General features: G+C 55.9%; 23 protein-coding genes. 11 read left to right on the forward strand and 12 right to left on the reverse strand.

The window, feature by feature from the left end:
• The first annotated feature begins 16 nt into the window (after window positions 1-16).
• Both ACYQ11_RS06210 and ACYQ11_RS06215 read left to right on the forward strand, forming a co-directional pair.
• Window positions 17-2,221, forward strand: coding sequence for a hypothetical protein (locus tag ACYQ11_RS06210; RefSeq protein ID WP_459922895.1), 2,205 nt, complete (start codon window positions 17-19; stop codon window positions 2,219-2,221).
• Window positions 2,218-3,726 carry a B12-binding domain-containing radical SAM protein gene (locus ACYQ11_RS06215; protein WP_459922896.1) on the forward strand — a complete coding sequence of 503 codons (1,509 nt, stop codon included), beginning with the start codon at window positions 2,218-2,220 and terminating at the stop codon, window positions 3,724-3,726. Before ACYQ11_RS06210 ends, ACYQ11_RS06215 begins: the two co-directional genes overlap by 4 nt.
• Here ACYQ11_RS06215 and ACYQ11_RS06220 read toward each other — a convergent pair.
• Together ACYQ11_RS06220 and ACYQ11_RS06225 are read right to left on the reverse strand one after the other, a co-directional pair.
• Window positions 3,699-4,886 (reverse strand): MFS transporter, encoded by a 1,188-nt coding sequence (locus ACYQ11_RS06220; RefSeq protein WP_459922897.1) that lies wholly within the window; start codon window positions 4,884-4,886, stop codon window positions 3,699-3,701. The two genes, ACYQ11_RS06215 and ACYQ11_RS06220, sit on opposite strands and share 28 nt — an antisense overlap.
• 29 nt (window positions 4,887-4,915) lie before the next feature.
• On the reverse strand, window positions 4,916-5,281 hold the full coding sequence (locus tag ACYQ11_RS06225; protein WP_459922898.1) for a VOC family protein: 366 nt from the start codon (window positions 5,279-5,281) through the stop codon (window positions 4,916-4,918).
• A gap of 107 nt (window positions 5,282-5,388) precedes the next feature.
• On the opposite strand from ACYQ11_RS06225, the gene ACYQ11_RS06230 reads away from it, so the two are divergent.
• Window positions 5,389-6,315, forward strand: coding sequence for a hypothetical protein (locus ACYQ11_RS06230; RefSeq protein WP_459922899.1), 927 nt, complete (start codon window positions 5,389-5,391; stop codon window positions 6,313-6,315).
• A gap of 53 nt (window positions 6,316-6,368) precedes the next feature.
• On the opposite strand, the gene ACYQ11_RS06235 is transcribed toward ACYQ11_RS06230, so the two are convergent.
• The gene (locus ACYQ11_RS06235) at window positions 6,369-6,560 is read right to left on the reverse strand and encodes a ferredoxin (protein WP_459922900.1); all 192 of its coding nucleotides are present in this window, start codon (window positions 6,558-6,560) and stop codon (window positions 6,369-6,371) included.
• A gap of 321 nt (window positions 6,561-6,881) precedes the next feature.
• On the opposite strand from ACYQ11_RS06235, the gene ACYQ11_RS06240 reads away from it, so the two are divergent.
• Together ACYQ11_RS06240 and ACYQ11_RS06245 are read left to right on the forward strand one after the other, a co-directional pair.
• Window positions 6,882-7,796: a TIGR01777 family oxidoreductase gene (locus tag ACYQ11_RS06240; RefSeq protein WP_459922901.1), complete on the forward strand. Its 915-nt coding sequence runs from the start codon at window positions 6,882-6,884 to the stop codon at window positions 7,794-7,796.
• A complete protein-coding gene (locus tag ACYQ11_RS06245) occupies window positions 7,793-8,311 on the forward strand; it encodes a VOC family protein (protein ID WP_459922902.1) in 519 nt (172 codons plus the stop codon). Before ACYQ11_RS06240 ends, ACYQ11_RS06245 begins: the two co-directional genes overlap by 4 nt.
• 3 nt (window positions 8,312-8,314) lie before the next feature.
• On the opposite strand, the gene ACYQ11_RS06250 is transcribed toward ACYQ11_RS06245, so the two are convergent.
• The 8 genes from ACYQ11_RS06250 to ACYQ11_RS06285 form a co-directional block, all read right to left on the reverse strand.
• On the reverse strand, window positions 8,315-8,935 hold the full coding sequence (locus tag ACYQ11_RS06250; protein ID WP_459922903.1) for a cyclic nucleotide-binding domain-containing protein: 621 nt from the start codon (window positions 8,933-8,935) through the stop codon (window positions 8,315-8,317).
• 75 nt (window positions 8,936-9,010) lie between these two features.
• Window positions 9,011-9,385 (reverse strand): hypothetical protein, encoded by a 375-nt coding sequence (locus ACYQ11_RS06255; protein WP_459922904.1) that lies wholly within the window; start codon window positions 9,383-9,385, stop codon window positions 9,011-9,013.
• 60 nt (window positions 9,386-9,445) lie between these two features.
• Window positions 9,446-9,697 carry a hypothetical protein gene (locus ACYQ11_RS06260; RefSeq protein ID WP_459922905.1) on the reverse strand — a complete coding sequence of 84 codons (252 nt, stop codon included), beginning with the start codon at window positions 9,695-9,697 and terminating at the stop codon, window positions 9,446-9,448.
• Window positions 9,698-9,964: 267 nt separating this feature from the next.
• A complete protein-coding gene (locus ACYQ11_RS06265) occupies window positions 9,965-10,771 on the reverse strand; it encodes a tetratricopeptide repeat protein (protein ID WP_459922906.1) in 807 nt (268 codons plus the stop codon).
• 279 nt (window positions 10,772-11,050) lie between these two features.
• Window positions 11,051-12,070, reverse strand: a complete 1,020-nt coding sequence (locus ACYQ11_RS06270; RefSeq protein WP_459922907.1) for an electron transfer flavoprotein subunit alpha/FixB family protein — start codon at window positions 12,068-12,070, stop codon at window positions 11,051-11,053.
• A 9-nt stretch (window positions 12,071-12,079) separates the two neighbouring features.
• A complete protein-coding gene (locus tag ACYQ11_RS06275; protein ID WP_459922908.1) occupies window positions 12,080-12,862 on the reverse strand; it encodes an electron transfer flavoprotein subunit beta/FixA family protein in 783 nt (260 codons plus the stop codon).
• A gap of 92 nt (window positions 12,863-12,954) precedes the next feature.
• The gene (locus ACYQ11_RS06280) at window positions 12,955-14,106 is read right to left on the reverse strand and encodes an acyl-CoA dehydrogenase family protein (RefSeq protein WP_459922909.1); all 1,152 of its coding nucleotides are present in this window, start codon (window positions 14,104-14,106) and stop codon (window positions 12,955-12,957) included.
• An 88-nt stretch (window positions 14,107-14,194) separates the two neighbouring features.
• A complete protein-coding gene (locus ACYQ11_RS06285; RefSeq protein ID WP_459922910.1) occupies window positions 14,195-14,617 on the reverse strand; it encodes a MarR family winged helix-turn-helix transcriptional regulator in 423 nt (140 codons plus the stop codon).
• A gap of 289 nt (window positions 14,618-14,906) precedes the next feature.
• Between ACYQ11_RS06285 and ACYQ11_RS06290 the strand changes: the two genes are divergently transcribed.
• The 5 genes from ACYQ11_RS06290 (at window position 14,907) to ACYQ11_RS06310 (ending at window position 21,737) form a co-directional block, all read left to right on the forward strand.
• Window positions 14,907-16,760, forward strand: coding sequence for a cache domain-containing protein (locus ACYQ11_RS06290; protein ID WP_459922911.1), 1,854 nt, complete (start codon window positions 14,907-14,909; stop codon window positions 16,758-16,760).
• Window positions 16,738-18,180, forward strand: coding sequence for a sigma-54-dependent transcriptional regulator (locus ACYQ11_RS06295; RefSeq protein WP_459922912.1), 1,443 nt, complete (start codon window positions 16,738-16,740; stop codon window positions 18,178-18,180). Before ACYQ11_RS06290 ends, ACYQ11_RS06295 begins: the two co-directional genes overlap by 23 nt.
• A gap of 338 nt (window positions 18,181-18,518) precedes the next feature.
• Window positions 18,519-19,070: a hypothetical protein gene (locus ACYQ11_RS06300; protein ID WP_459922913.1), complete on the forward strand. Its 552-nt coding sequence runs from the start codon at window positions 18,519-18,521 to the stop codon at window positions 19,068-19,070.
• 91 nt (window positions 19,071-19,161) lie between these two features.
• Window positions 19,162-20,517 carry an NADP-specific glutamate dehydrogenase gene (gdhA, locus tag ACYQ11_RS06305; protein ID WP_459922914.1) on the forward strand — a complete coding sequence of 452 codons (1,356 nt, stop codon included), beginning with the start codon at window positions 19,162-19,164 and terminating at the stop codon, window positions 20,515-20,517.
• Window positions 20,518-21,026: 509 nt separating this feature from the next.
• Window positions 21,027-21,737, forward strand: a complete 711-nt coding sequence (locus ACYQ11_RS06310) for a substrate-binding periplasmic protein (RefSeq protein WP_487247215.1) — start codon at window positions 21,027-21,029, stop codon at window positions 21,735-21,737.
• On the opposite strand, the gene recJ is transcribed toward ACYQ11_RS06310, so the two are convergent.
• Window positions 21,718-23,436 (reverse strand): single-stranded-DNA-specific exonuclease RecJ, encoded by a 1,719-nt coding sequence (recJ, locus tag ACYQ11_RS06315; protein ID WP_459922915.1) that lies wholly within the window; start codon window positions 23,434-23,436, stop codon window positions 21,718-21,720. The genes ACYQ11_RS06310 and recJ overlap by 20 nt on opposite strands.
• Window positions 23,437-23,521: 85 nt before the next feature.
• Here recJ and ACYQ11_RS06320 point away from each other — a divergent pair.
• Window positions 23,522-23,921 (forward strand): type II toxin-antitoxin system VapC family toxin (locus tag ACYQ11_RS06320; RefSeq protein WP_459922916.1); only part of this gene is annotated, 400 nt, incomplete at its 3' end.

A 23,921-nucleotide genomic window follows, 5' to 3' on the forward strand; every position in this document is an offset into this window, starting at 1 on the left:
TCGTGTGGAGGGTTTTATGACCGATGACGGCAACTCCTTTCAGGTATGGTGGGTCAATCAGGGGCATACCTTTGCCCGGGCCAAGGATGACGGTTTTCTCTGGGCCCCTGTTCCGGCGGAAGGCGGCCAGAGCTTTCCCCACTGGGAAGCCATGGCCCTGGTCAAACCCGGCGACCTGGTGATCAATTACGGGTTCAAGGCCATTGTGGCCGTGTCCATCGCGCGGTCCTCCGCAGTCAGTCATGCCAATCGTAAAAAAGAGGGCCGCCGGGTCGACGTGGAGGTGCATGACCTGCCCGACCCCATTTCTTTCGACGAACTCAAACCCTGTCTGGACGATATCAACGCCACCATTGACGCCAACAAACCCTTTGATGACTTCCAGGGCATTCAGCAGGGTTACCTGTTTCATTTTTCCCACGAAGGTCTTGAGATCCTCACCCGACGGTTCGGGGATCGGCTGCCCCTTGCCGTCACGAATTATCTGGGCCTGGGAACCGATATGAGTTTCTCACGGTACTGTTATGAACGGGGCTTCAGTTTCGCCGGCGGTCTGATCGAACGGTACGTACTGTCGCTGAAAACCCGGCCGTTTGTCATTCTTTCCGGACCGCCGGGGACCGGCAAGACCAAACTGGCCCAGCTTTTTGCAGGGTATCTGGATGAACGGGCCCGCACACTGGAAAAAAAAGAAAGCGAGGGGGATTTTCTCGCCCGACGCTGGTTCAAGCTGAGTTTCAACGACAAAACCATCGTCAACGCCTTCGAAGGTCCGGGAAAGAAGATCAACCTGGTGCGACGGACCATATTGAAGGACGGCATCATGTCGCTGGTGGGCCTGGACAGCAAGAAAGACATCGACATGAACCAGAAGAAGATGATGAAGGATCTCCAGGAAGGGGATGTGATCATCGCCTACCAGGGCGGGTATACCGTGGGCGGCATCGGGGTGGTTACCCAGCCCCATTTTGTCGATGATTCGGGGGACGCCTATGACTCGTTTTACGAATCGACCAAGAATTTCATCCGGGTGGACTGGCAATACAAAGGGCCGCTTAAAATCAGTGATTTTTATCTGGAGGACCACCGCATTCCGGCCTTCAGCATGTGGGGCGACACGATCCATCAGTTGACCGGGGAGCAGGTCGCCCGTTTTGCCGAATACCTTGCGGGCAAGGACATCCGCATCGACGCCCGGGGGATCGAGAAACGGGCTTTGACCTGTGCGGTGGTGCCCGTGGGCCACGGCTGGGATACCGTCCATGATCTTTTGGGGGCCTACGATGCCGCCATGGATGATTATCGCATGACCCCCGCCCTGTCGTTGATCATGAACGCCGTAAACGCTCAGAAACGGGGGCGGGATACCGTGTTTTTTCTGATCCTTGACGGCATGAACGCTTCGCCCCCGGATCATTACCTGACGGAGCTTTTGTCCGCCATGGAATCCGGCGCACCCCTGACGCTGCACACCAGTGACGAGGTGGAACAATATCTGGGGATCCCCAGGCAGCTGGTCCCGCCGTCCAATCTCTGCGTGGTGGGAACCCTCCATGCGGGAAGCGCACCGGGGCCTTCGCTGGTGGACCGTGCCCAGGTGATCGATCTGGCCGAGCCTTCGGGTGCCGACTATGACCTGCAGCATCGGGGCCTGAGCCGTTTTCCCATGGAACCCTCTCTGGCACCGCTGCTCCGGATGGGGCCCATGGCTCAGAGCCATATTTTTGAAAAAATGGCCGGGGTTCGCGTGATCGAGGACGAGCACCGGCAGTTCCACGATCTGACGGCTGCGGAATTCGATCTGCTTCAGCGCCTGATGAGCATGATGGGCACGCCCTTCGGGCACCGGACGGTCCATGACATGATGACCTACCTGTACCTGGCCTGGGATACCGCAAGGAGACCCGTTCTCTGGAATGCCTGGTCGGCCGCCATGGACATTCAGATCGTTCAGAAACTGCTGCCGATGATCCGGGGGACCGGGTCCGGCCTTGCCGGGCCGCTCACGGCTTTTTTGGGCTGCTGCTTTTTTGAGGTCAATGATTCCCGGCGACAGGACTTCGCCCGGCTTGAAAATCTGGACATTCCGGGTACCCTGAATCCCGAGGGGGCCCGCTATGCTCTATCGGCCAGGGCGATTACGCGGATGCTCGCCGCCGGAAACCGTGAAGGCCGGGTGTCATTCTTCTCCGGCTTCTCCGGGGCGGCCTGCCGATTATGATCCTGATTTATCCGCCCTGTGCCAAACCCGGCGAGCCGCCCCCCGGCCTTGCCAGGCTTTGCGGCGCTCTTCGTCACCACGGCATCGATGTCGCGGCGGTGGACATGAATGTCGAAGGTTTTTATTATCTCTATGGCCTTTCCGTCGAGGCCGCGGACCGGTGGAGCCGTCGGGCCCTTTCCAAGAAAGACCGCAACCTCGCACTCATCCGATCGGCAAACGGTTACGAAAACCGGGATCGATACGCCGGGGCCGCGGCGGACATCACCCGGGTCCTGGAGCTGGCCTCTCCGGCCGATACCCGGGTGTCCCTGGCCAATTATCAGCAGGGGCGATTGTCTCCGGTGAAAAGCCGGGATCTTTTGACCGCAGCCGAACACCCGGAAACCAACGCGTTTTTCCCCTACTTCAAAGCCCGGTTCAAATCACTGGCCGGAAAGGGACGGAGCCTTGGAACGGTGGGATTTTCCCTGAATTTTCTCAACCAAGCCCTTTCCACCTTCGCCATGATCGGTCATCTGAAACGGCATTACCCAGAAACCCGGATCATCGTCGGCGGGGGGCTGGTCACGTCCTGGATGCGCAACCCCCTCTGGTCCAATCCGTTTGCCCATCTGGCCGAGTGGGTGGCCGGGGACGGGGAGGGGCCTCTTCTTGCGCGATTCGGCATCGAACAAACCCGGGCCTGGTACTGCCCGGATTATCGTGATTTCATGGACAACGAGTACCTTTCCCCCGGACGGGTTCTGCCGTTTTGTACCTCGGGCGGATGCTACTGGCGAAAATGCCGGTTCTGTCCGGAGACGGCCGAAAAAAATCCCTATCATGCCATGACCGTCCCCGCCGTGATGGACCAGCTGGATGATCTGATCGGGTCCGTTGACCCCGGCCTGATCCATCTGACGGACAACGCCCTCAGCCCCGGTTTGCTCAAGGCCATGAAGGACCTGAAGGTGAAGACCCCCTGGTACGGTTTTACACGCATGACGCCCCAGCTGGCCGATCCGGATGTTTGCCGGTCTTTGAAACAGTCCGGTTGCGTGATGCTCAAACTCGGCCTTGAATCCGGTGATGCGCATGTTCTCAAACAGATGAACAAGGGCATCGATCCGGCCCTGGCGTCACGGGTTCTCGAGCAGCTTCATCGGGCGGGAATCGCCGCCTACGTGTATCTTCTTTTCGGCACCCCGGCCGAAGACGAGGCCGCCGCCGAAAAGACCATGGCTTTTGTGATCGATCACAGCGAAAGGATCGGCTTTCTGAACATCGCTTTGTTCAATCTGCCGTATTTCGCCGATGAGGCAAAACGTCTGGACACCCGGTTGTTCTATGACGGGGATTTGTCGTTGTATCGCGAATTCACACATCCATTGGGCTGGGAGCGGCCCCTGATCCGGCGTTTTCTGGACAAAGAGTTCAAAAAACATCCCCGGATCGCCGCCATCGTCCACCGTGATCCCCCGGTGTTCGGTTCCAATCACGCCCCGTTTTTCTGCATGGGCTGACCGCCCGTCCCATGACGTTCAAGCTGCCCGCTGATCAACTGAACGGCACAAAGGGACACCAGGGAGAACACCGCGCCGCAGTAAAAGGGAATGGCATCGTCGATCATCCACAAGAGTCCGCCGATGACCGGAAAGACCACGGCGGCGATGTGATTGATGGTAAATCCCACGGCCATGCTGGGTGCGATGTCGCCGGGGTCGGCGATTTTCTGGAAAAAGGTTCGGATGGCGATGGCGAAGTTGAAGAAAATATGATCGGCGACATACAGTGCGCCGATCAGCAACCTGTCGTCAACCAGGGCATAGGCCGTGAAAATAAAGAACAGGGCGGCGTATTCCAGCGTGAGCACGGACCGTTCGCCGAACCTGACAATGGCCTTGCCGATCAGGGGGCTGAGAAAATAATTGATGACGTTGTTGATCAGAAAGAGCAGGGTGATATCGAACAGGGAATATGAAAATTTTGTGACCAGCAGAAAAACGGCAAAGGCCATGAAAATCTGCCTGCGGGCCCCGGCCATGAAGGTGAGAAAATAATACAGCCCGTATTTCTTCTTCAGGACCATTTGCTTTCTCTGGACCGGCATGCCCGGTCGTTCGGCGTTGACCGAAAAACTCCACAGCCCGGTGAGAAGGACCAGAGCGCCCGAGAGCAGAAACAGCTGGATAAAGGTCATCCGTGGAACGAGGACAAGCAGGGCCACGCCCACCCCCACATTGGCCGCCGCCGCGTGGCTCCGGAGTTTTCCGAAGACAATGGGGGCGGTGGCCGCGTCGAAGTACTGAAGGGTCAGGGACTGGTTGGTGGTTTCAAAATAGTGGAACCCGAAGCTCATGATCAGCGTGGTGATCATCAGCCCGGCATAGGACGGGAAAAAACCGGCCGATGCCACCCCCACGCCCAGAAGCACGATGGACCAGGACGAGATTCGCGTCTCTTTGAGCACAAGCATCACATAGACCACCAGAAGGGACAGAAAGCCGGGAACCTCCCGGATCGACTGGATCATGCCGATGTGATGCCCTTCGAGGCCGATGACGTTGGCGGCGAAATTGTCGAACAGGGTCCGCCAGACCTGAAGACCGGCCGTGGAACTGATGGTCAGAACCATCAGGAAAAGATACATGGGATTGGCGCGCAGATTGAACGCTGAGCTCATCGGAGGGTTCCTTTGACGGTTTGAAACCTTTAATCCTGGGGGACGGGAGACCAGAATTCAAGGCGGTTGCCTTCGGGGTCGTGGAGAAAAAAGACCCGGGCCTCCCAGGCGTGGCGTTTGATGGGGCCGGGTTTGGTGCCTTTGCGTTCGAGATGCTGGTGGATATCTTCGATATCGTCGACCTTGAAACTCAAGGTGGTGCCCAGCCCCCGGGCGCTCGGGACACTGGCGCTCCTCTCGTCGGCCAGGCTCAGCCGGGCCGTGTCGGTGAGACGAAATTCCACGAACCAGGAGCGGGTGAAGATGATGGGCAGTCTCAGAATATCCCGATAGAACTCAAGGGTCTCTTTCCAGTGTGTGCAGTAAAGAATCGTGTTGGTCGTGAGAATGTTCATGTCGGTTTTCCTTTAATCAGTGGTGTTTTCGGCATTTTTTTTCTATAGTGACCGGTCACAGATTACAGATTTTGAACTGATTTGTCATCCGATAATCTGAGGTTTTCATGTCGCTGTTCAAGAAAAAATACCGTTTCATCCAGACCTTCGATGGCGACCGGGATCTGTCTCCCGGCCGGCTTCTCGGGCTGTACCGGGCAGCTCCGGTCGACGCGCTGGCCCGGTCCCTTCGTCCCATGACGGGTCGGGTGGTCTTTCCCCATTTCGGGTTCACCTTTTACGACGATCCGCCGGGCCGGATCATCCGAAAAGGACGCGGCGACATTCCCTCAATGTTCGAGGCCCGCAGGCTTTTGAACCTGGGGCGTCATTCGCTGTTCAAGCGGGTCAGCCCCCATGACATGTTTACCGATGAGGGCCTGGCCGTTTATCGGGAACTGGGCTTCCAGATGCTGATCGGGGCCGAAGACAAACTGCCCGAAGACCTGGCCGCCGCGATCCATCCCCGCCTTTGCCCGGACGGTGACCCTGTGTTCCGTGAGTATGCGGCCCCCTTCATCGGCGATTCTATCGTCGATGATGCCGTCGTGGATGCCTCCCTGAGAGACGCCGCCGATGTGTACGACGAGGTGTTTTGTCTGGATTTTCTGAGGGGCGGGTATCACGACGCCGTTTATCTGACGGCCGATACGCTTACGTCGGTTGAATTGTCCCACAGCAGTGTGTTGAACATCATCAGAGCGGGCGGGCCGGCCCTGGAACCGGTCTGCCAGGTGCCCCTTTCCGCCGGACGTGACGGGGAGATCCTTTCGGAGGTCTTCTCCTTCGATCCCGATCAGGCCGCACATCTCACCTGGAACACCAGATCCTATCCGCTGTTCGGGGTGTTTCCCGGGCTGTTTGCCTTTGACGGGGCGCTCTTCGATGTGGCCACCGGTCTGGTCAGCGGCAAGCGGCGTCATCTGGTTCGTTTTCTTCTTTATCTGAACGGCAAGGGGCTTCTTTCGGAACGGGATCTGAGGTATCTGGTCTAATGATGAAAAAACCCCGTTGCCGGAAGAGCCTCCGGAAACGGGGTTTGGAATCGTTATTCCCAGGCAATGCAGCTTGCGGGGCAGGAATCGATGGCTTCCTGGATGGCGTCTTCGTCGCCGCCTTCGGCTTTGATGACGATGGCTTTTTCTTTGTCAGCGTCAAATTCAAAAACGTCCGGAGCAAATTCGATACAAGCTTCGCAACCCATGCATTCTTCTTCGTCGATTACAACTCGTTTTGCCATGATGATCATCTCCATTGTTAAGTGAGTTCAGTGAATGAGCCGGAACACCGGTCGTGATGACCGGAGGTCCCGCCCGTCTATATCCAAACAATTATGGAACCGGAAAGACTGTCTTCCCGAGTCAATCCTCAATTCATTCAAGCTCATAGGCCGGATCATGCACGTGGTTTCCGGGAGGCCGTGAAAAAATCGATGTGAGTATAGCAACCCTCCGTCGGTTTATGCAAAACAATTTTTATGAAAAAAAATGATTTCTCAGCCGTCATACGATATAATGACGCACGTTTTTCATATCGCAAACCCTATCAGGAGATTCTATCCATGAATGTATTTATCACGGGCGGTACAGGTTTTGTGGGCAGGCATCTGACACGATTCCTTCTTGATCGCGGCTTTCATGTGACCATCACCGGCAGGTCCGCCGGGAAAAAAAACGACGGGCCGAAACACCTGACCCGCATTGCCTGTGACACCACGGTCAAGGGCGACTGGCAGAAGCATCTGGCCGATATGGATGTGGTGATCAATCTGGCCGGACGGAATATTTTTACCCGGTGGAACGAGGATAAAAAACGAGAGATCGAACAAAGCCGGTTCCTGACCACGGACCATCTGGTCGAAGGCATGACAGGCGGAGCCGTGCGGGTATTTCTCAGTACCTCGGCCTCGGGCTTTTACGGAGACCGGGGTGATGAGACCCTGAACGAGGAGGCCGAAGGCGGACAGGGCTTTCTGGCCGATGTCTGCCGAACCTGGGAAAAAAAGGCCCTGGCTGCCGAAGCCATGGGCATCCGGACCGTTCTGATGCGTTTCGGGATGATTCTGGGGCCGGACGGCGGGGCCTTTCCCATGATGCGGACACCTTTTTCACTGGGGCTGGGCGGCGCACTGGGCAGCGGTCGTCAATGGATGTCCTTCATGCATATCGACGATCTGGTTTCCGCCGTTTTATTTCTGATCGAAAAGGCGGAGGCCCGGGGACCGGTGAATTTCTGTGCGCCCCATGCGGTGACCAATGCCGATTTTACCCGGGCCATGGGCCGGGCCTTTCACCGCCCCGCGTTTTTTTGCATTCCGGGTTTTGTGCTTCGGATGGTCATGGGTGAGCTGGGTGATGTCGTTCTGGCCGGTCAGCGCATGGCGTCCGGGGAATTGAGTCGGCTGGGATTTCCCTTCACCTACCCGGATATCGACAGCGCCCTGTGCGATCTGGTCGGCCGCAAGGAGCAGGCATGATGCGCTATACCGGAATGCATCATCTGGCCATGATCACCGATGACATGGATAAAACCATCCGGTTCTGGCGGGATCTTCTGGGGATGAGGATGCTTGCGGCCACCGGCGACGGAAAAAATCGCCAATATTTTTTTGAAATCTGCGAAAACTGCATCATTTCATTTTTTCAGTGGCCCGAAGCGGTCAACCCCGAAAAGAAGCATCACGGCCAACCCACCGGTCGTCCTCTGTGCTTTGACCATCTGGCCATCGGCCTTGAAGACGAGGCGGCCATGGAACAGATGCGAAAAAAACTGACCGCCGCCGGATTCAAGGCCTCCTATACGGTGGACCACGGATACTTCAAATCCCTGTACAGCTTCGATCCCAACGGCATTCCCATCGAATTTACCGTGGATGTGCCGGGTCGGAGTCTGCGTGAGGTGCCCCGGATGAGTGACCGGAACCTGTGCCGGGTGGCCCGGGAAGGGCATGATCCCCAGCCGGGCCTGTGGCCGGACGATGATGGTTCATGATGGTCAGCGTCCGTTCCCCTGATTGAGAGCCTGTTCCCTGAGTTGAAGCTCCGCTTCCCATTTTTTCAGACGGTCTTCCTTTTCCATCAGCTTCAACTGTTCGATCAGCAGGTCTTTCTGCTGTTCGAGCATTCGCTGACGCTCGGCAACCAGTTTGGCGGTGGTCTCATTGAGGCGTTCGGATTTCAACTGATAAATGCCGGATCTTATTTTGTCCTTGACCGTTGAATCCGTGAGGGTGTCCAGAATGGACATGTCGATGCTCACACAGATCCCTTCTTTTCGGGCGATGACCGAGGCGGACCGTGAGTCTTCTCCCATGCTGCTCATCTCACCGAAAACCTCGCCCGGTTCGGTAAAGACCGTGATCAGCACATTGTTTTTCATGACCGCGAATTCGCCCTGAACCACCCAGAAAATCCAGCTGTCGAAATCCCCTTCACGGATCACGGGTTCCCGGGGGGCATAACGGACGAGCTTGGCGATGCGCTTGTGATAAGCGGTTTCTCCGGTCCCAAGCAGGGTTCGGAGCTGGTCAAGGGTTAAGTTTTTGAGGATTTTGAATTTCTTCAGCCGTTTGATCGTGTCGTCCCCGATCAGGTTCGACGTGATTTCCCTGGGCATGTCAACTCCGCATCATGGGTTCCGGGTTCAAGATAAGGACAGGGAATGTGTCTCGAAAAACAGCATCATGAGGCCCTACATCAGATTCTGCCGGGAATGTCGCATCCGTTCGATTCGTTGGCTGTTTTCAAACCGGGTTCGCTCTGCCGCCTGCCGGTGTTCGAACCGGCGGAGTTCCGCATCGAGTTCGCGTTCCTTGGCGTTTTTTTCCCGGGTCAACCGTTGTTCGAGGCCGCGCCGTTCATTTTCAAGGCCCGCTTCAAACCGGGCCTGGGAGCGATCAAGGCCTTCTCTTGAAAGGCTGACGCGGTAAGCGCCGACCACGGCGGCATCCGTCGGGATATCGGCTTTCGTCGGATTTCCGGTCTCACCGGTCTGACGTGTTGCGTAAAGTGCGGCGCCCGTCGTATACGCCGTGGGCGCCGACCCAATCATGATGGTGTTATTCATAATCACCTGCCTTTACATGGTCGGTTAAGGCAGACGGGGGTATCGGCTCATGGGGCTGAATCAGCCGGCGATCTGGCCGGCTCGAGTGTATGTCTGGACCGCTTCGGAACTTCCCGCGCCCATGCCTTCCGGCGGTGTGACCGTACCTGTGGCCTGTGCCGTCCGGGCGTCTTCGGAAAGTTCGACCCGATAGGCCTCCGTATTGGCCGGGGGAGCTGTTTGAGCCGGCTCCGGCCTTCTGGTTTCCTGATTTTCCGTATTCATCGTCTGTCGTTCAACAGGAACCGATGCGTTGACTGAGTTGACGTCCATGGATAGATCTCCTTGCCCTGATAATTGATGGCGATCAACTGCGCGACTTTTAAATACCGAGAATCCGGACGGGAGGTCTGAGAAGTGAAACGGAACGTGAAAAACCGTCGGCAGCTGTTTGATTCAAGTCTGATAACAATATAAACAACCGCAGGTCACACGTCAAGGTCTAAATCATAATCGGTTTTGATAACAGGTGGATATATCCAACGCAGGGACGGCTTGATATGGTTTTTGAGTTGCTTTTACGGGAGCGGTGCCCCGGGGTCAATCTTTTGCCGCCTGAATGGTTTCCCAAATTTTTCGGGACAGCATCTGGGCCTCGGCGACCTGTTCCGGGGTCATTTTTTTCTTGACGTGGTTCAGGTTCATCAGAGATCCGCTGTGGCCCCCTGCATTGGCACAGTTGAACCAGGCATAACTTTCCACGTAATCCACAATGACGCCCTGGCCGTTGCAGTACATGATGCCCAGATTGTGCTGGGCCTTGGTGTCCCCCTGTTCGGCGGCCTTTCGGTACCAGCGGGCGGCCTGATGATAATCCCGGTTGAGCCCCTGGCCTTTGTAATACATCAGGGCCAGGTTGTGCTGGGCCTTGACGTCGCCGCTTTCAGCCGCTTTCCGGAACCAGCGGGCGGCCTGTTCGTAATCCGCACGAACGCCCTTGCCGCTGTAAAGAAGGTTGCCCAGGTTGGTCTGGGCGGCCGTTTTTCCTTTTTCAGAGGCTTTCAGATACCAGTGAAGGGCTTCCTTGTAGTCTTTGGCGAGGCCCTGGCCGTAATAATAAAGATTGCCCAGGTTGAACTGGGCATCCGGGTGGCCTTTTTCAGCGGCGGCCATAAACCACTGGGCCGCCTTGTGATAGTCCTGGGGAACGCCTTCGCCTTTGTAATACATGAAGGCCAGATTGTTCTGGGCTTCGGCGTCGCCTTTTTTGGCCAGTTTAAAAAAAATATTCCAGGCCTCGGCATAGTCACCGGTTTTAAAAACCTGGAGCCCATGATCAAAGGTTTCCCAGCCCGACGCAGTTCCGGCTGTGGTGAAATTGATAAGACCGCCAAGCATTTTCTTCATGGAAAGGCATCCTCTCAGGTCGTGTGTAAACCCATGTTTTTACGAGATGATCAAACATTCCGGACGGAACGTGTGATCTCAAGCATTAACACAAGACGAAACCGATGAAAAGCATAAAATGTCGGGGTCTTCGCGGAAACGGCCGCATTTTAGAGGTTCTGGGATGGGTAACACCGCCGGGCCTTGTCTTGAGGACGGGCAAGGGCAGGGGCTCACAACAAAAAACCGGTGGAACCCGACGGCCCCACCGGTTTTTGTATCTGTACCATCCAAAGCGGGCTATTTCTGCTGAACCGCCTTGATTTCCTTGACGATGGCGGTCAGGATCTGCTTGGCGTCACCGGCGATTCCCACGTTGGCGAACTTGAAGATTTCGGCATTGGGGTCTTTGTTGATGGCCACCACGTATTTGGCGTTGGAGATACCGGTGGTGTGCTGGACAGCGCCGCTGATGCCGCAGGCCATATAGAGTTCCGGACGAACGTTTTTACCGGTCTGACCGATCTGCACACCATGGTCTATCAACACTTTTTCAACACACGGGCGCGTTCCGCCGACTTCGGCTCCGATCAGGGAGGCGATTTCCTGGATGGCTTTGAACGAGACGTCGTCGCTGGCGCCAAGACCCACGCTGACAATCTTGACGGCGTCCTGGATATCGGTGCCGTGTTTGTCGCTCTTGCTGCTTTCAAGGACGGTCACGTTGATATCTGTGGGGGCGATGGTCACATCGACGACGGTTATCTCGCCGGTGCGGCCTGCTTTTTTCTCCGGAACGGCGAAGACGCCGGGCCGGACCGTGGACATCTGGGGCCGGTGTTCGGGGCAGATGATCGTGGCCATGACGTTGCCCCCAAAGGCCGGGCGGGTGGACACGAGCAGACGTTCATCCAGGTCGATATCCAGTTCGGTACAGTCCGCCGTGCAGCCCGTGTTCAGTCTGAACGATACCCGGGGCGTGAGATCCCGTCCGATGGGTGAGGCCCCGATGATCAGGACTTCGGGCTTGGCTTTGTCTGCTTGTTCGCAGACGATTTTTGTATACAGTTCGGTCCGGTATTCGGCAAGTTCCGGATGTTCGGCCACGATGACCTTGTCCGCGCCGTAGGCGACAAGATCGTCGGCCAGGGGTTTGACGGCGGCTCCCAGAAGAACGGCTGTCAGGTCCACGCCGAGCTTGTCGGCCAGATCACGGCCTTTGCCGAGCATTTCCAGAGCGATTTTGGCCAATTTGCCATCCTGTTGTTCCGCGAAAACCCATACACCTTTATGTTTTGTCACATCAGCTTTATCAGCCATGATTCACCTCTAAATAAGAAATTTTGCGTTAAGTTTGTCCACCAGTTGACGGGCGATCTCTTCGGGGGTTCCCTGGAGCATTTCGACCTGGCCCTTTTCCAGCTTGGGAGAATAGACCTTGCGCAGTTTGGTCGGAGAACCTTTCAGGCCGAGGTGAACCACATCGGCGGGGACATCGTCAACGCCCCATACGGGAATGTCTTTGTCGAAGGCATCAATCACTTTGTCGATGGGGGTGACCCGGTAGTCGTTGATTTCTTTTTCAACGGTAATCAGGGCGGGCATGGCGGCTTCGAGCTTTCTGGAAACGTCGCCGAGCTTCTGTTTGATCCGGACGTTCTTCCCGTCCACCTCGATTCCCAGGGCATAGGAGAGGAGGGGCAGGCCGAGGTATTCGGCGATCTGGGGGCCGACCTGGGCGGTGTTCCCGTCCATGGCTTCCACACCGGTGATCACCAGATCGAAATCGGCGATTTTCTTGATGGCCGCGCCCAGGGTGTAGGATGTGGCCCAGGTGTCGGCGCCGGCGAATTTTCTGTCGGACAACTGGATGACGTCGTCAACGCCCATGCACAGGGCTTCGCGCAGGGCGCTTTCGACCTGAGACGGCCCCATGGAAATGACGGTGACCTTGCCGCCGTGCTGTTCCTTGAGCTGGAGGGCCGCTTCGACGGCGTTTTTGTCAACGGGGTTGATGATGGTCGGCAGGCCGGTCCGAATCAGGGAACCGTCCGCGTCCCACTTGACTTTGGTGACATTCGGAACCTGTTTGATGCATACGATGATATTCATAGTTTTTCCTTTATTTAAAAAACCTTTGATTTGTCGGTTCGAAAAATCATGAAGGTTTCGCCTGGTTAATCGTTTTCGAGACGTCCGTTCGCCTACTTGCTTCTGGACATGAGCGCCGTCATCCCGATGATGGTCTTGTTGATCTCAAGGCTCGAGGCCACAACGCCCTGATGCATGGCCAGCCGGAACAGTTTCTCGACGACGTATTCCTTGGAATAGCCGTAGGAGCCGTGGAACTGGACGGCCATACGGGTGACTTCCTGGATCATCGGGGTGGTGAACACCTTGACTTCGGCTGAATCGACCTCAAATGATTTTCCCGCATCCTGTTTGCAGACGGCCTGATAGACCATCAGGCGGCAGGCGTCGACCTTGATTTTCATTTCGCCGAGCATCCAGTAGAAGCCCTGCATGTAGCCCATGGGCATGCCGTTGACGTTTCTCTGGAGGGAGTACTTCTTGGCTTCCTCGAAGGCCCGCATGCCCACGCCCACCATGCCGGCGGCCTGCTGGATGCGCTCGCCCGCGATCCAGCGCAGGAGGATGTTGAACCCTTCGCCCTGTTTGCCCAGAATGTTCGCCTTGGGGACCCTGACGTCGGTAAAGGTGATGTCGCAGGTATCTGCGCCTTCGAGTCCGGTCAGCTCGTAGTGCTTCGAGCAGGTGATGCCCGGAGAGGATTTGTCGATGATAAAGGCGGTGGTGTTGTTTTTCTGGTTTTCCACGGACAGGTCTTTGCAGATGAAAATACCGTATCCGGGTTTGTTGGCCATGCTGATGAAGCGTTTGGTCCCGTTGATGATGAAGTCGTCACCGTCGGGGCGTGCCGTGGTGGTCAGCATGCGGGGGTCGGAACCGGTGTCCGGCTCGGTGAAGGCCATGGTGGCCCAGGCCCTGCCGTCGCACAGCGGCGGAACGAAGGTTTTCTTCACCTCTTCGCTGCCCCAGTGGCAGATGGTTTCGGCCACGCTGTTGTTCATCATGAAAGGAAGGAAGCTGGTGGAGGCGGTTTTACCCAGCTCTTCGATGTAAAGGATCATGTTGAAGTTCGAGGTGCCGATGCCGCCGTACTCACGGGGCACGTTGAAACCCAGCATGCGGTTTTTGGCGTAGATCTGCATGAGATCCGGCGGGTAATCGTTGTGCTTGGCCATGTACGCGTCAATTGCCGGGATTTTTCGTTCGCTGAAATCCTTGGCAGCCTTGATGATCATCTTGTTGAGTGGTGAAAGAGTGAAGTCCATTTTACCCCTTTATAATGTTTGGTTGACATGCCCGGTCATCCGCATGAACGGTTTCCCGGTTTATGTTGTACGCAAATAATGTCACGGTTCAGGCCAAATCCTTCAGGAAACGTTTGAGAAGGAGCTGCTCCTCCAGTGAGAGCTTTTTCAGCACGGCTTCGTTGGCCTGCTTGCGAGCATCGAACAACTGTCGGATCAACTGGGTGTCTTCCTTGGATGTGAGATAGATTTTCTGAACGCGCTTGTCTTTGGTGTCCGCCACTTTTTTGATCCATCCCTTTTCCAGAAGGCGGTCGAGCACGCCGGACACCGTGGCGTTGTCCAGCACGAGGCGGCTGCCGATGTCGCTGGCCGTCACACCGTCCTCTTCGAACAATTCACCGAGAATAAGGCCCTGAACCGTGGTCAGTCCGTATTTTTTCAACCGTTCTTTCAGAATTCGCTGGGCGTTCTGGTTGGCTTTGGCGATAAGAAAAACAATGCAGTCGTTGTATTTGATGCGATTATCCATGTCTGATTACCTTTCGCATGCAAACTATAATTTTTGAAACGATAAGTCAAGGCAATTTATGGTGCAACTATCTGTCACGACGGAGAGAACATCCTGAAACATCACGATATAGCCGATGCCATAGGCCTGAAACGGTTCGTCGATCAACGGATCGGGGGGCGGGTCGGAAAAAAGCGTGGGCATGGCGCATCGAATGGTGTAGTGTTTTGCCTGATCGTTCGAATATTTGAATCCGTGATCTGATCTGATCGACGGGGCGGCGCACTGAAAGGGGAGGGCACCGATCGTTTTGGAATCGTTTACATTCAAGCTGAGAACCAAGCTGCTTCTGATTTTTTTTGTGCTGGTGCTTGTTCCGCTTCTGGTGTTCGGCTGGTTTCTGGTCAATGCCGTCGAGGATCTGGTGGTGCGGATGGTGATCCGGCAGATTCAGAATGTGGCTGTGGACAAGATGTCTCTTCTCGAGCACTGGCTCGATGAACGGAAGGCCGATTTGACCGTGGTGTCGGAAACATCGCTGGTCCGTTCGATGGATGCTGAAACAATCGCTCCCTACCTTCATCTGATGCGTCGTGAATACGGCGTGTACAAAGACTTTACCCTGGTGGCGGCGTCCGGGGAGATTGTGTTTACCACCTGCGGAGACAGCATCGTTCCCGAGGGGGGATGCGGCGGGGATTCCCTTGCCCTGTGGGATATCACTTATATTGATCAGGAAAAGGAATCGACCTTCACCCTGTCCGTACCGGTTTTTTCCGACGACGGACTCTTCCTGGGTACGCTGTTCGGGCGGGTGGGCACCAACCGGATTGTCTACATCATCCTCAATGTGTCCCTGGGCAGGACCGGTGAATGTTATCTGGTTGACCGGGAAGGGCGTTTTCTTGCCCATCGTGAGCCTTCGCGCATTCTTTCGGAGAATATCACCCAGACCGGAAGCTTTCGGAATATTTTCGAAAAAAAAGAGGGGACCCGGGCCTATCTCGATTATCGGGGCATCGAGGTGGTGGGGACGTCTTTGGGTGTTCGCGGGACGGACTGGTATATCGTGGTCGAGCAGGATCTCAGCGAAATCCTCGAATACTCGGCCAAGATCAAGTTCATCGTGTTTGTCACCTTGTGTCTGGGTATGGTCAGCGCCATGATGCTGACGGGCATCGTGTCCCGGCACATCGTCAGGCCCATCCGGACCTTAAGCCGTCACGCGGCGGCCATCGGGGATGAACAGGCCGGGCTACTGCCGAAAGACGGGGCGATCCAGGGCGTGGGGCGGAACGACGAAATCGGCATGCTGGCGCGGTCCTTCGCTCACATGTACACCCGGCTCAAGGAGCGCCAGAACGTTCTTGAGATGAAGGTCGAACGGAAAGAGGCGGAACTCAAGGAAACGGACATCATCCTTCAAAAGACCCGTTCGATCGCGGAGCAGTCTGAGAAATTCGCCGCCCTCGGGCGGATGGGGTCGGCCGTGGCCCATGAAATCCGGACGCCTCTGACCTCCCTTAAGCTTTATCTGGAATCGGTGGAGAACCGGGTGGAAGCAAGCCGGGAGGATGTGGAGGATTATCATATCGCCATGGGCCAGATCCGGCGCATGGAAGGGACGATCAACCGTTTTCTCGATTACGCAAGACCCCGTGATCCTGTGGTTGCGACGATCCATGTGGCGGGGCTGATCAACGAGGTGCTTCTGATGGTCAAGCCCCTGGCCAACCGGCAGGACTGTATGCTGGATACGGCATTGGATGAGACTATCCCCCCGGTCCGCGGCGACCGGAAACAGTTGGCCGAAGCCCTGATCAACCTGGCGGTCAACGCCATCGAAGCCGTCGACGGCCAGGGATCGGTCCGTGTGAAGGTGGGTGTGGTTGAGAACCAAGACGGGCGATTTGTAAGGATCGATGTGAACGACACGGGCCAGGGCATTGACGAGGACCGTATCGCCCATGTTTTCGAGCCGTTTTTTACGACCAAGGCCTCGGGAACTGGACTGGGCCTTCCCCTTGTGCTACAAACCGTTGAGGCCCACGGCGGCTTTATGGACGTGAACAGCATCACGGGTTCCGGTGCATGCTTTTCCGTGTTTCTGCCCTGTGCCCCGGACCACCCGGACGAGGATTATGGAAAAGATACTGATCATTGACGACGATGAAGGACTGGTGCATTTCCTGAGCCGGTATTTCAAGCGAAAAGGGTATGAGGTCACCTGTTGCCTCAAAGGCGCCGACGCCCTTGAAGAGCTCCGTGCGACCGATTTTGACCTGATTCTTTTGGATTATAAAATGCCGGGTATGAACGGGCTGGACACCCTGTCGCAGATCCGGTCCATCGAGGTCAAGACACCCGTCATCGTCATGTCCGCCTACGGCACAACCGATCTGGCCATCGAAACCATGAAACGGGGCGCCTACGATTACCTGACCAAGCCCTTTGACAGTCGGGACCTGTCCCGGATCGTGGGGGAGGCCCTGGTGGTCAACCGTCAGATGAAGGAAATCGTCCATCTGCCGACCTGCGGCCACGATGTCGAAAACCCCGGCGAAACGAAAACCCGCATCATCGGCAACAGCAAGGGGATGCAGGACGTGTTCAAGGTTATCGGCCAGATCGCCGAGAAGGATATTCCCGTCCTGATCACCGGGGAGAGCGGGACGGGCAAGGAGCTTGCCGCCCGGGCCATTTACCATCACAGCCTTCGAAAGGACCGGCCCTTTATCGCCCTGAACTGCGCGGCGATTCCCGAGCATCTTTTCGAAAGCGAACTGTTCGGCCATGAGCGGGGTGCCTTTACCGGCGCGGACCGCACCGTCATCGGAAAAATCGAACGCTGCGACAAGGGCACGCTTTTTCTCGACGAAATCAATGAACTCCATCCCTCGGTCCAGGGAAAACTGCTGCGGGCACTTCAGGAAGGTGAGATTGAACGGGTCGGAGGCAGCCAGACCATCACGGTCGATGTCCGCATTCTGGCCGCAACCAACACGAATCTGGAGCAGGAAATCGACGCCGGACGATTCCGGCGGGACCTGTTCTGGCGGCTCAAGGTCATTGCCCTTGAACTGCCCCCCCTGCGACGAAGAAAAGACGACATACCGCTGCTGTGCGATTATTTTCTTGCAAGGTACAGCGCCGAATACAAGGGCCGCCCGTCCTATCTGTCCGAAAAGGCACTGGACAAGCTGATGGATCATTCCTGGCCCGGCAATGTCCGCGAACTCGAAAACTGTCTGAGGCGGGCCGTGCTTCTTACCCCCGGAGACATCATTCCCGAAGGCAATCTGATGATCGACGAGTCGGGCGTTCAGGCCGAGGCGACCCCGGCCCTGACCCGCGAACAGCTGATCGACCGCATCGAACGCAAGATCGACCGTCTTTTTCCCGATATCTGCCGTCTGTTCGAGCAGAATATCCATGCCAACATCATGGATCTGGTCGAACGTCAGCTGATTGAAAAAACCCTGGCCCTGTGCGAGGGAAACCAGGTTCAGGCGTCCCGTCTGCTCGGCATCAGCCGGAACACCCTGCGCCAGCGACTGAAAAAACATCAGGACGAGTCCGCCTGACTTGGTTTTGCACGTGTCCCCCCGTTTTTTCCGCCTGGCTGTTCAACGTTTGAGCAGCCCCTTTTTTCTTGAACTTCTTTCATAATTTCAATTGGTTCCCATGATTCGACAGGGTGTTCCTGAAAATCGTGTGGTGTATTGTTGAACCGAAAAGCCGCTTCGCCTGCCGGATCCCTCCCCGGATAATGATTGATTTTTTCATTTAATTTCAGAGTGTTAAATTAAACAAACCCCTGGCGTCCGTTGTTGGCACATGTCTTGATATGTCCTCGTGAGAGCGCATACATGGGTATGGGTGCTGTCTGGTCACACAACTCACGCAAAGGGAGGTCTTATCGATGAAACATCATTCTCTCTATGAAGTCGGTGCATTTTTCACGACGGCTCTGGACATGGTCCATGTGGGGCTGGTCATGAATCGTGAACGTCTTTCAATCATTGAACGGATGGAGGAAATCCTTTCGATGTGCCATCGGGACCATCCGATCTACGACCGAATCAGTTCCTTCACGGTGGCCCTCTACACCCTGGGCTGCCCGGCCGGCCTGACGGCCTGTCCGGATCTGATGGCCTTTGATGATGTGGATGGGTTCGAGGTGGCCCGGATCCTCAAAGACTCGTTTACCCTCGTGAGCGAAGACGCCGTTCCCGACGACTATCATATTACCCAAAGCAACGGGACCTATCTTCTGGTGGTGGGTGATCCCTGCTATCCCGTCCATGTCGCCGTGCTTGCCAATCAAAAGAGCGATCGGCCGTTTTTTTCGAAACTTCCTTTTCTGGGGGCGGGCTTTGACAGCCTGGAGGATCTCAGGAAGGAATTTGTCGGGATCGACGGCGTTTCTCCGGACGATTTCCATTATTTCAGAAAAAACGAAGGCGCTGCGTGAAGTGAATACTCCTGCCGCCTGCGTCGCGTTGATCTTACGATGAATTTGAATCCTTAACCTGTAACCCTGCAAAACCAAGGAGACTTGCGACATGTCCGTCACCAAAAGCGTTATCGAGAAAGTCAAGCACATGGACCCTGAACAGAAAGAGTTCCATCAGGCCGTGGAAGAGGTCATGGAAACCCTCGAACCCACGGCCGAGCGCCATCCCGAATTCGTGAAAAACAACATTTACGAGCGGATCGTGGAGCCGGAACGCACCATCATGTTCCGCGTGCCCTGGGCGGATGACAAGAACAACGTCCATGTCAACCGGGGGTTCCGTGTTCAGTTCAATAACGCCATCGGACCGTTCAAGGGCGGCATCCGCTTTCATCCTTCGGTGAACCTGAGCATCATCAAGTTTCTGGGTTTTGAACAGATTTTCAAGAACTCCCTGACCACCCTGGCCATGGGCGGCGGCAAGGGCGGATCGGATTTCGATCCCAAAGGCAAATCCGATGCCGAAATCATGCGGTTCTGCCAGTCGTTCATGCGTGAACTCTTCCGTCATATCGGCCCTGAAACCGACGTTCCCGCCGGCGACATCGGCGTTGGCGGTCGTGAGATCGGTTACATGTACGGCTATTACAAAAAAATCCGCAATGACCATACGGGTGTTCTGACCGGCAAAGGCATCGAATACGGCGGAAGCCTGGTCCGTCCCGAAGCCACCGGCTACGGCGCGGTGTATTTCGCGGCGGAAATGCTGGGAACCCGGGGCCATGATTTCAAAGGCAAGCGCGTGGCCGTGAGCGGCGCCGGCAACGTGGCCCAGTTCGCCATCGAAAAAGTCAACCAGCTGGGCGGAAAGGTCATTTCCGTCTGTGATTCCAGCGCCACCATCATCGATGAAGCGGGTATCGACAATGACAAGCTCCGCTACCTGATGGAACTGAAAAATCTCCGGCGCGGCCGCGTCAGTGAATACGCCGACACATACAAGACCGACTGCTTCGAAGGCAAGAACGTCTGGGATGTCATTCGGGAACAGGGCATCAAGATCGATGTGGCTCTTCCCTGCGCCACCCAGAACGAAATCGACGGAGCCAACGCACAGGGTCTGGCCGACAACGGCTGCTTCTGCGTGGCCGAAGGCGCCAACATGCCCTCGTCGCCTGAGGCGGTTCGTGTGTTCCAGGCGAGCAATTTCCTCTTCGGTCCCGGAAAGGCCGCCAACGCAGGCGGCGTGGCCACCTCCGGCCTGGAAATGAGCCAGAACAGCTCCAAACTGTCCTGGTCGCGTGACGAGGTTGACGGCAAGCTTCTCAATATCATGAAAGGCATTCACAAATCCTGTCTGGATGCCGCCGAAGCCTACGGGAAAAATGGGGACTACGTGACCGGAGCGAACATCGCCGGCTTCGTCAAGGTCGCCAAGGCCATGATCGCCTACGGCGTGATCTGATAGCGTTTTGTCCATATGAACCGGTGGCGGCCTCACCGGTTCATATGTCTTTTATGCTTGATTTCGAGCCGGTCACGCTTGTGACCGGCTCGTTTCTTTTTCACCCTTTTTTTTTCCGGCACAGGTCGCTTAGAGGTTGCCTGACACCGGCCGATCCGTGTTCTCTTCCCGCATCCGTTAATAAATCGGTCCGATCCGAATCCAATGAAATGAACCTCTTCAGGTTATTGCCTTGACAAACGTCCGCAAGTCACTATGATGATGTCGCGTTGACTATCAAATGAAAAGAGTAGCCGTTGCAATAATGACGGTCACGTAAAAAGTCATGTTTTAGGGCTTTATAATGTGTTCGTGATCAAGGCTCGCGAATCCGCAAGGCTGATGCGTATTTTTTTTAATCGGGGTGATATACATTGATGAAATGGCCGACTGTCGTTTTGCTGATGTCACTGGTTGTTACAGGGTCTGTTTTTGCACAACCCGAAACGTTGACCATCTGCACCTTTCCCATGGCGCCCTATACATTCCGGGACAGTCGGGACACAATTTCGGGGATAGAGGTTGATATGGCCAGTGCTCTGGCTGACGAGGCGGGTTATGCGGCCGAATTTGTCGATTATCCCTGGAACAGAGCGATTGAGATGCTCAAACATGGAAAGCTTGATGTTTTGATGACCATGTCCAGAACCCCGGAACGTGAAGTTTTTACACATTTTCTTGGCGTTTCGACCTATCAAACCTATGCTCTGTTTGTCCGGAAGGAAAATGCCGGTATCGCTGTGGAGACGCTGGACGATCTGGTCAAAGACGATTTCGTTTTTGGAATCCGTCAGAACTTTTTTTATTCGGAGGACTTCAACAGCCGTTTGTCCTCGGATGCATCGTTTCGAAAGCATTTCATTGCCGTCCCTCAGATCGATATCAACCTGAAACGCGTAAAGATGGGCCACCTGACCGGGTGTATCGGCGACTGCCTTCTTACAGGGTATCAGATCAAGACGGACCCGCTTTATAAGGACCTGGTCATGGTCAAGGTACCGTTTTTTAAGCCCCATCCCGTTTATTTCGGTGTTAGCAGAGCCTTAAAGTCGGAAATGCTTCTGCGACTTGAGGCAGCCTATCGAGCCCTCGCGGATAAGGGTGTGTTCGAAGCCGTCATTCGGCGCTATACCCAATTTACTGATCAGTGCGAAACGCGTGTCAGAGATAATCCTCGATGATCAGCTGGGCGGATTTGGCGTTGTTCCAGCGGTTCCACTGGAGCCGGAAGACAAGGTGGCGGAAGTGGCTGGGGCAGGGGACTTTCGGATCGATGTTGAAATGCATGGCCATCAGGCTGGTGTCCGTCCGGCCTGCGGCGGACCGGACGATCAGTCGCCGGTGACGGGTGCCTACGGGTGTGGATGAGACCACGCTGATGTCATCGGTCAGGAACAGGGGCTCGGGGTTGTGGCTGCCGAAGGGCTCCATTTTTTCCAGATGATCGATCAGTTCGGGACAGATGTCGTCGAAATCGATGCGGCTATTGATGGACAGGCGAAGGTTTTCGCTGATCTGGGGTCCGAGTCCTTTCACATGACGGTTAAAGGTTCTCTGGAATTCAGAAAGATTTGCCGTCCGGATTTCAAGGCCCGCCGCCATGGAATGGCCGCCGAATCCTTCGAGAAAGGGTTCGCAGGCCGCAAGGGCTTCATACAGATCGACACCCGAAACGCTGCGGCCCGACCCCTTGCCGCTGTCCCCTTCCAACGAAATCAGGACCACGGGTTTGTCATAACGGCGGCACAGCCGGGCGGCCACAATCCCCAAAACGCCCAGGTGCCAGCCCTGGCGGTGAAGGACCAGTGCCGCCTGCTCGAGGACATGGGGGTGGTCGGTCAGGTGGCGCTCGATTTCGTCAAGGATCTGCTGTTCAATGGACTGGCGCTTGCTGTTCAGGCGATCGAGCGAAAGGGCCCTTTGTTTGGCCTCCTGCATGCTGGTTGCGGACAGAAGACCGAAAGCCAGGTCCGCATGCTCGATCCGTCCGGCGGCGTTGAGGCGCGGCGCGATCTTGAAGGCGATGTCCTCGGTGGTGAGCAGGGGCTTGTTGATCTTGCTGGTGTCGATCAGGGCCTTGATGCCGGTTTTCGGGGCGCGGTTGATGATCGAAAGGCCGTGACGGGTCAGGATTCTGTTTTCCGACACCAAAGGAACGATGTCGGCGATGGTGCCCAGGGCCACCAGGTCGCAGGCGGTTTTCAGATCGGGTTCGGGACGGTCTGTCCAGAAGGCCTTGTCCCGCAGGGTTTTTCGAAGGGCCATCAGCAGGTAAAAGACCACGCCCACCCCGGCCAGATGGCTGAGGCCCGAAGGGCAGTCGGACTGCTTGGGGTTGACCATGCAAAAGGCCGCGGGCGGCGTGTCGGGCACGCTGTGATGGTCGGTGATGACCACGTCGATGCCCTGGGCCCTTGCGTCTGATACCGCTTTTTTGCTGTCTGAGCCGCAGTCCACGGTGATAACCAGGTTGATTTTCCGGGGCACAAGCACCGACGGGACATGGTGGGCCTTGAAGCTGTAGCCCTCCCTGATCCGGTGGGGAATGTAATAGGTCACATCGGCCCCGGCGTCGTTAAGAAAATTGTAAAGCAGTGCGGTGCCGGTGATGCCGTCCACGTCGTAATCGCCGAAGATGAGGATTTTTTCATGGCGGTCGATGGCGGCGATGATGCGTTCAACGGCACGGTCCATACCCTTCATCAGAAAGGGCGAGCGCAGGGCACCCAGTGAGGGTGTCAGGAACGCCTTGACCGCTTCCGGCGTGTCGAACCCCCGCTGGACCAGGATATTCGACAGGACAGGCGAAAGCCCTGTTTTCAACGCTATTTCGGAAACAAGATCGGCATCGGTTTCGGTAAGGGTCCATGAGTCTTTCATGCAGGGAGGTATACGCCATCGCCTCCGGACATTCAACAGGAAAAAAAACATCTTTTGAATTCATGCGTTGACATCACGGAGGCCGATGAGTACAATTGTACGTATGAAAATTGTTGCCGATACGAATACCTTTCTGGCGGTCACGCTCCATGAGCCTCAACGCGATGACATCATCCGGCTTACGCTGGGTCACGAGCTGATCGCCCCTGATGTTTTGCCGTTTGAAATGGGCAATGCGTTGTCTGCGATGGTGAAACGGCGCAAGCTTACACCTGATGACGCCCTTGGTATTTGGGATGCAACTCGGCAGATACCCGTTGATTTACGGCCGGTTGATATTCGTAAGGCACTTGAAATCGCCTCTGAGTATAATATCTATGCGTATGATGCTTATTTCCTGGTTTGTGCGATTTCATTGAAATGCCCACTGATTACCCTTGATCGTCGTATGAGTGAGGTTGCTCAGAATCTGGGCGTTCGAATAA

This window comes from Desulfatiferula olefinivorans (assembly GCF_054657895.1).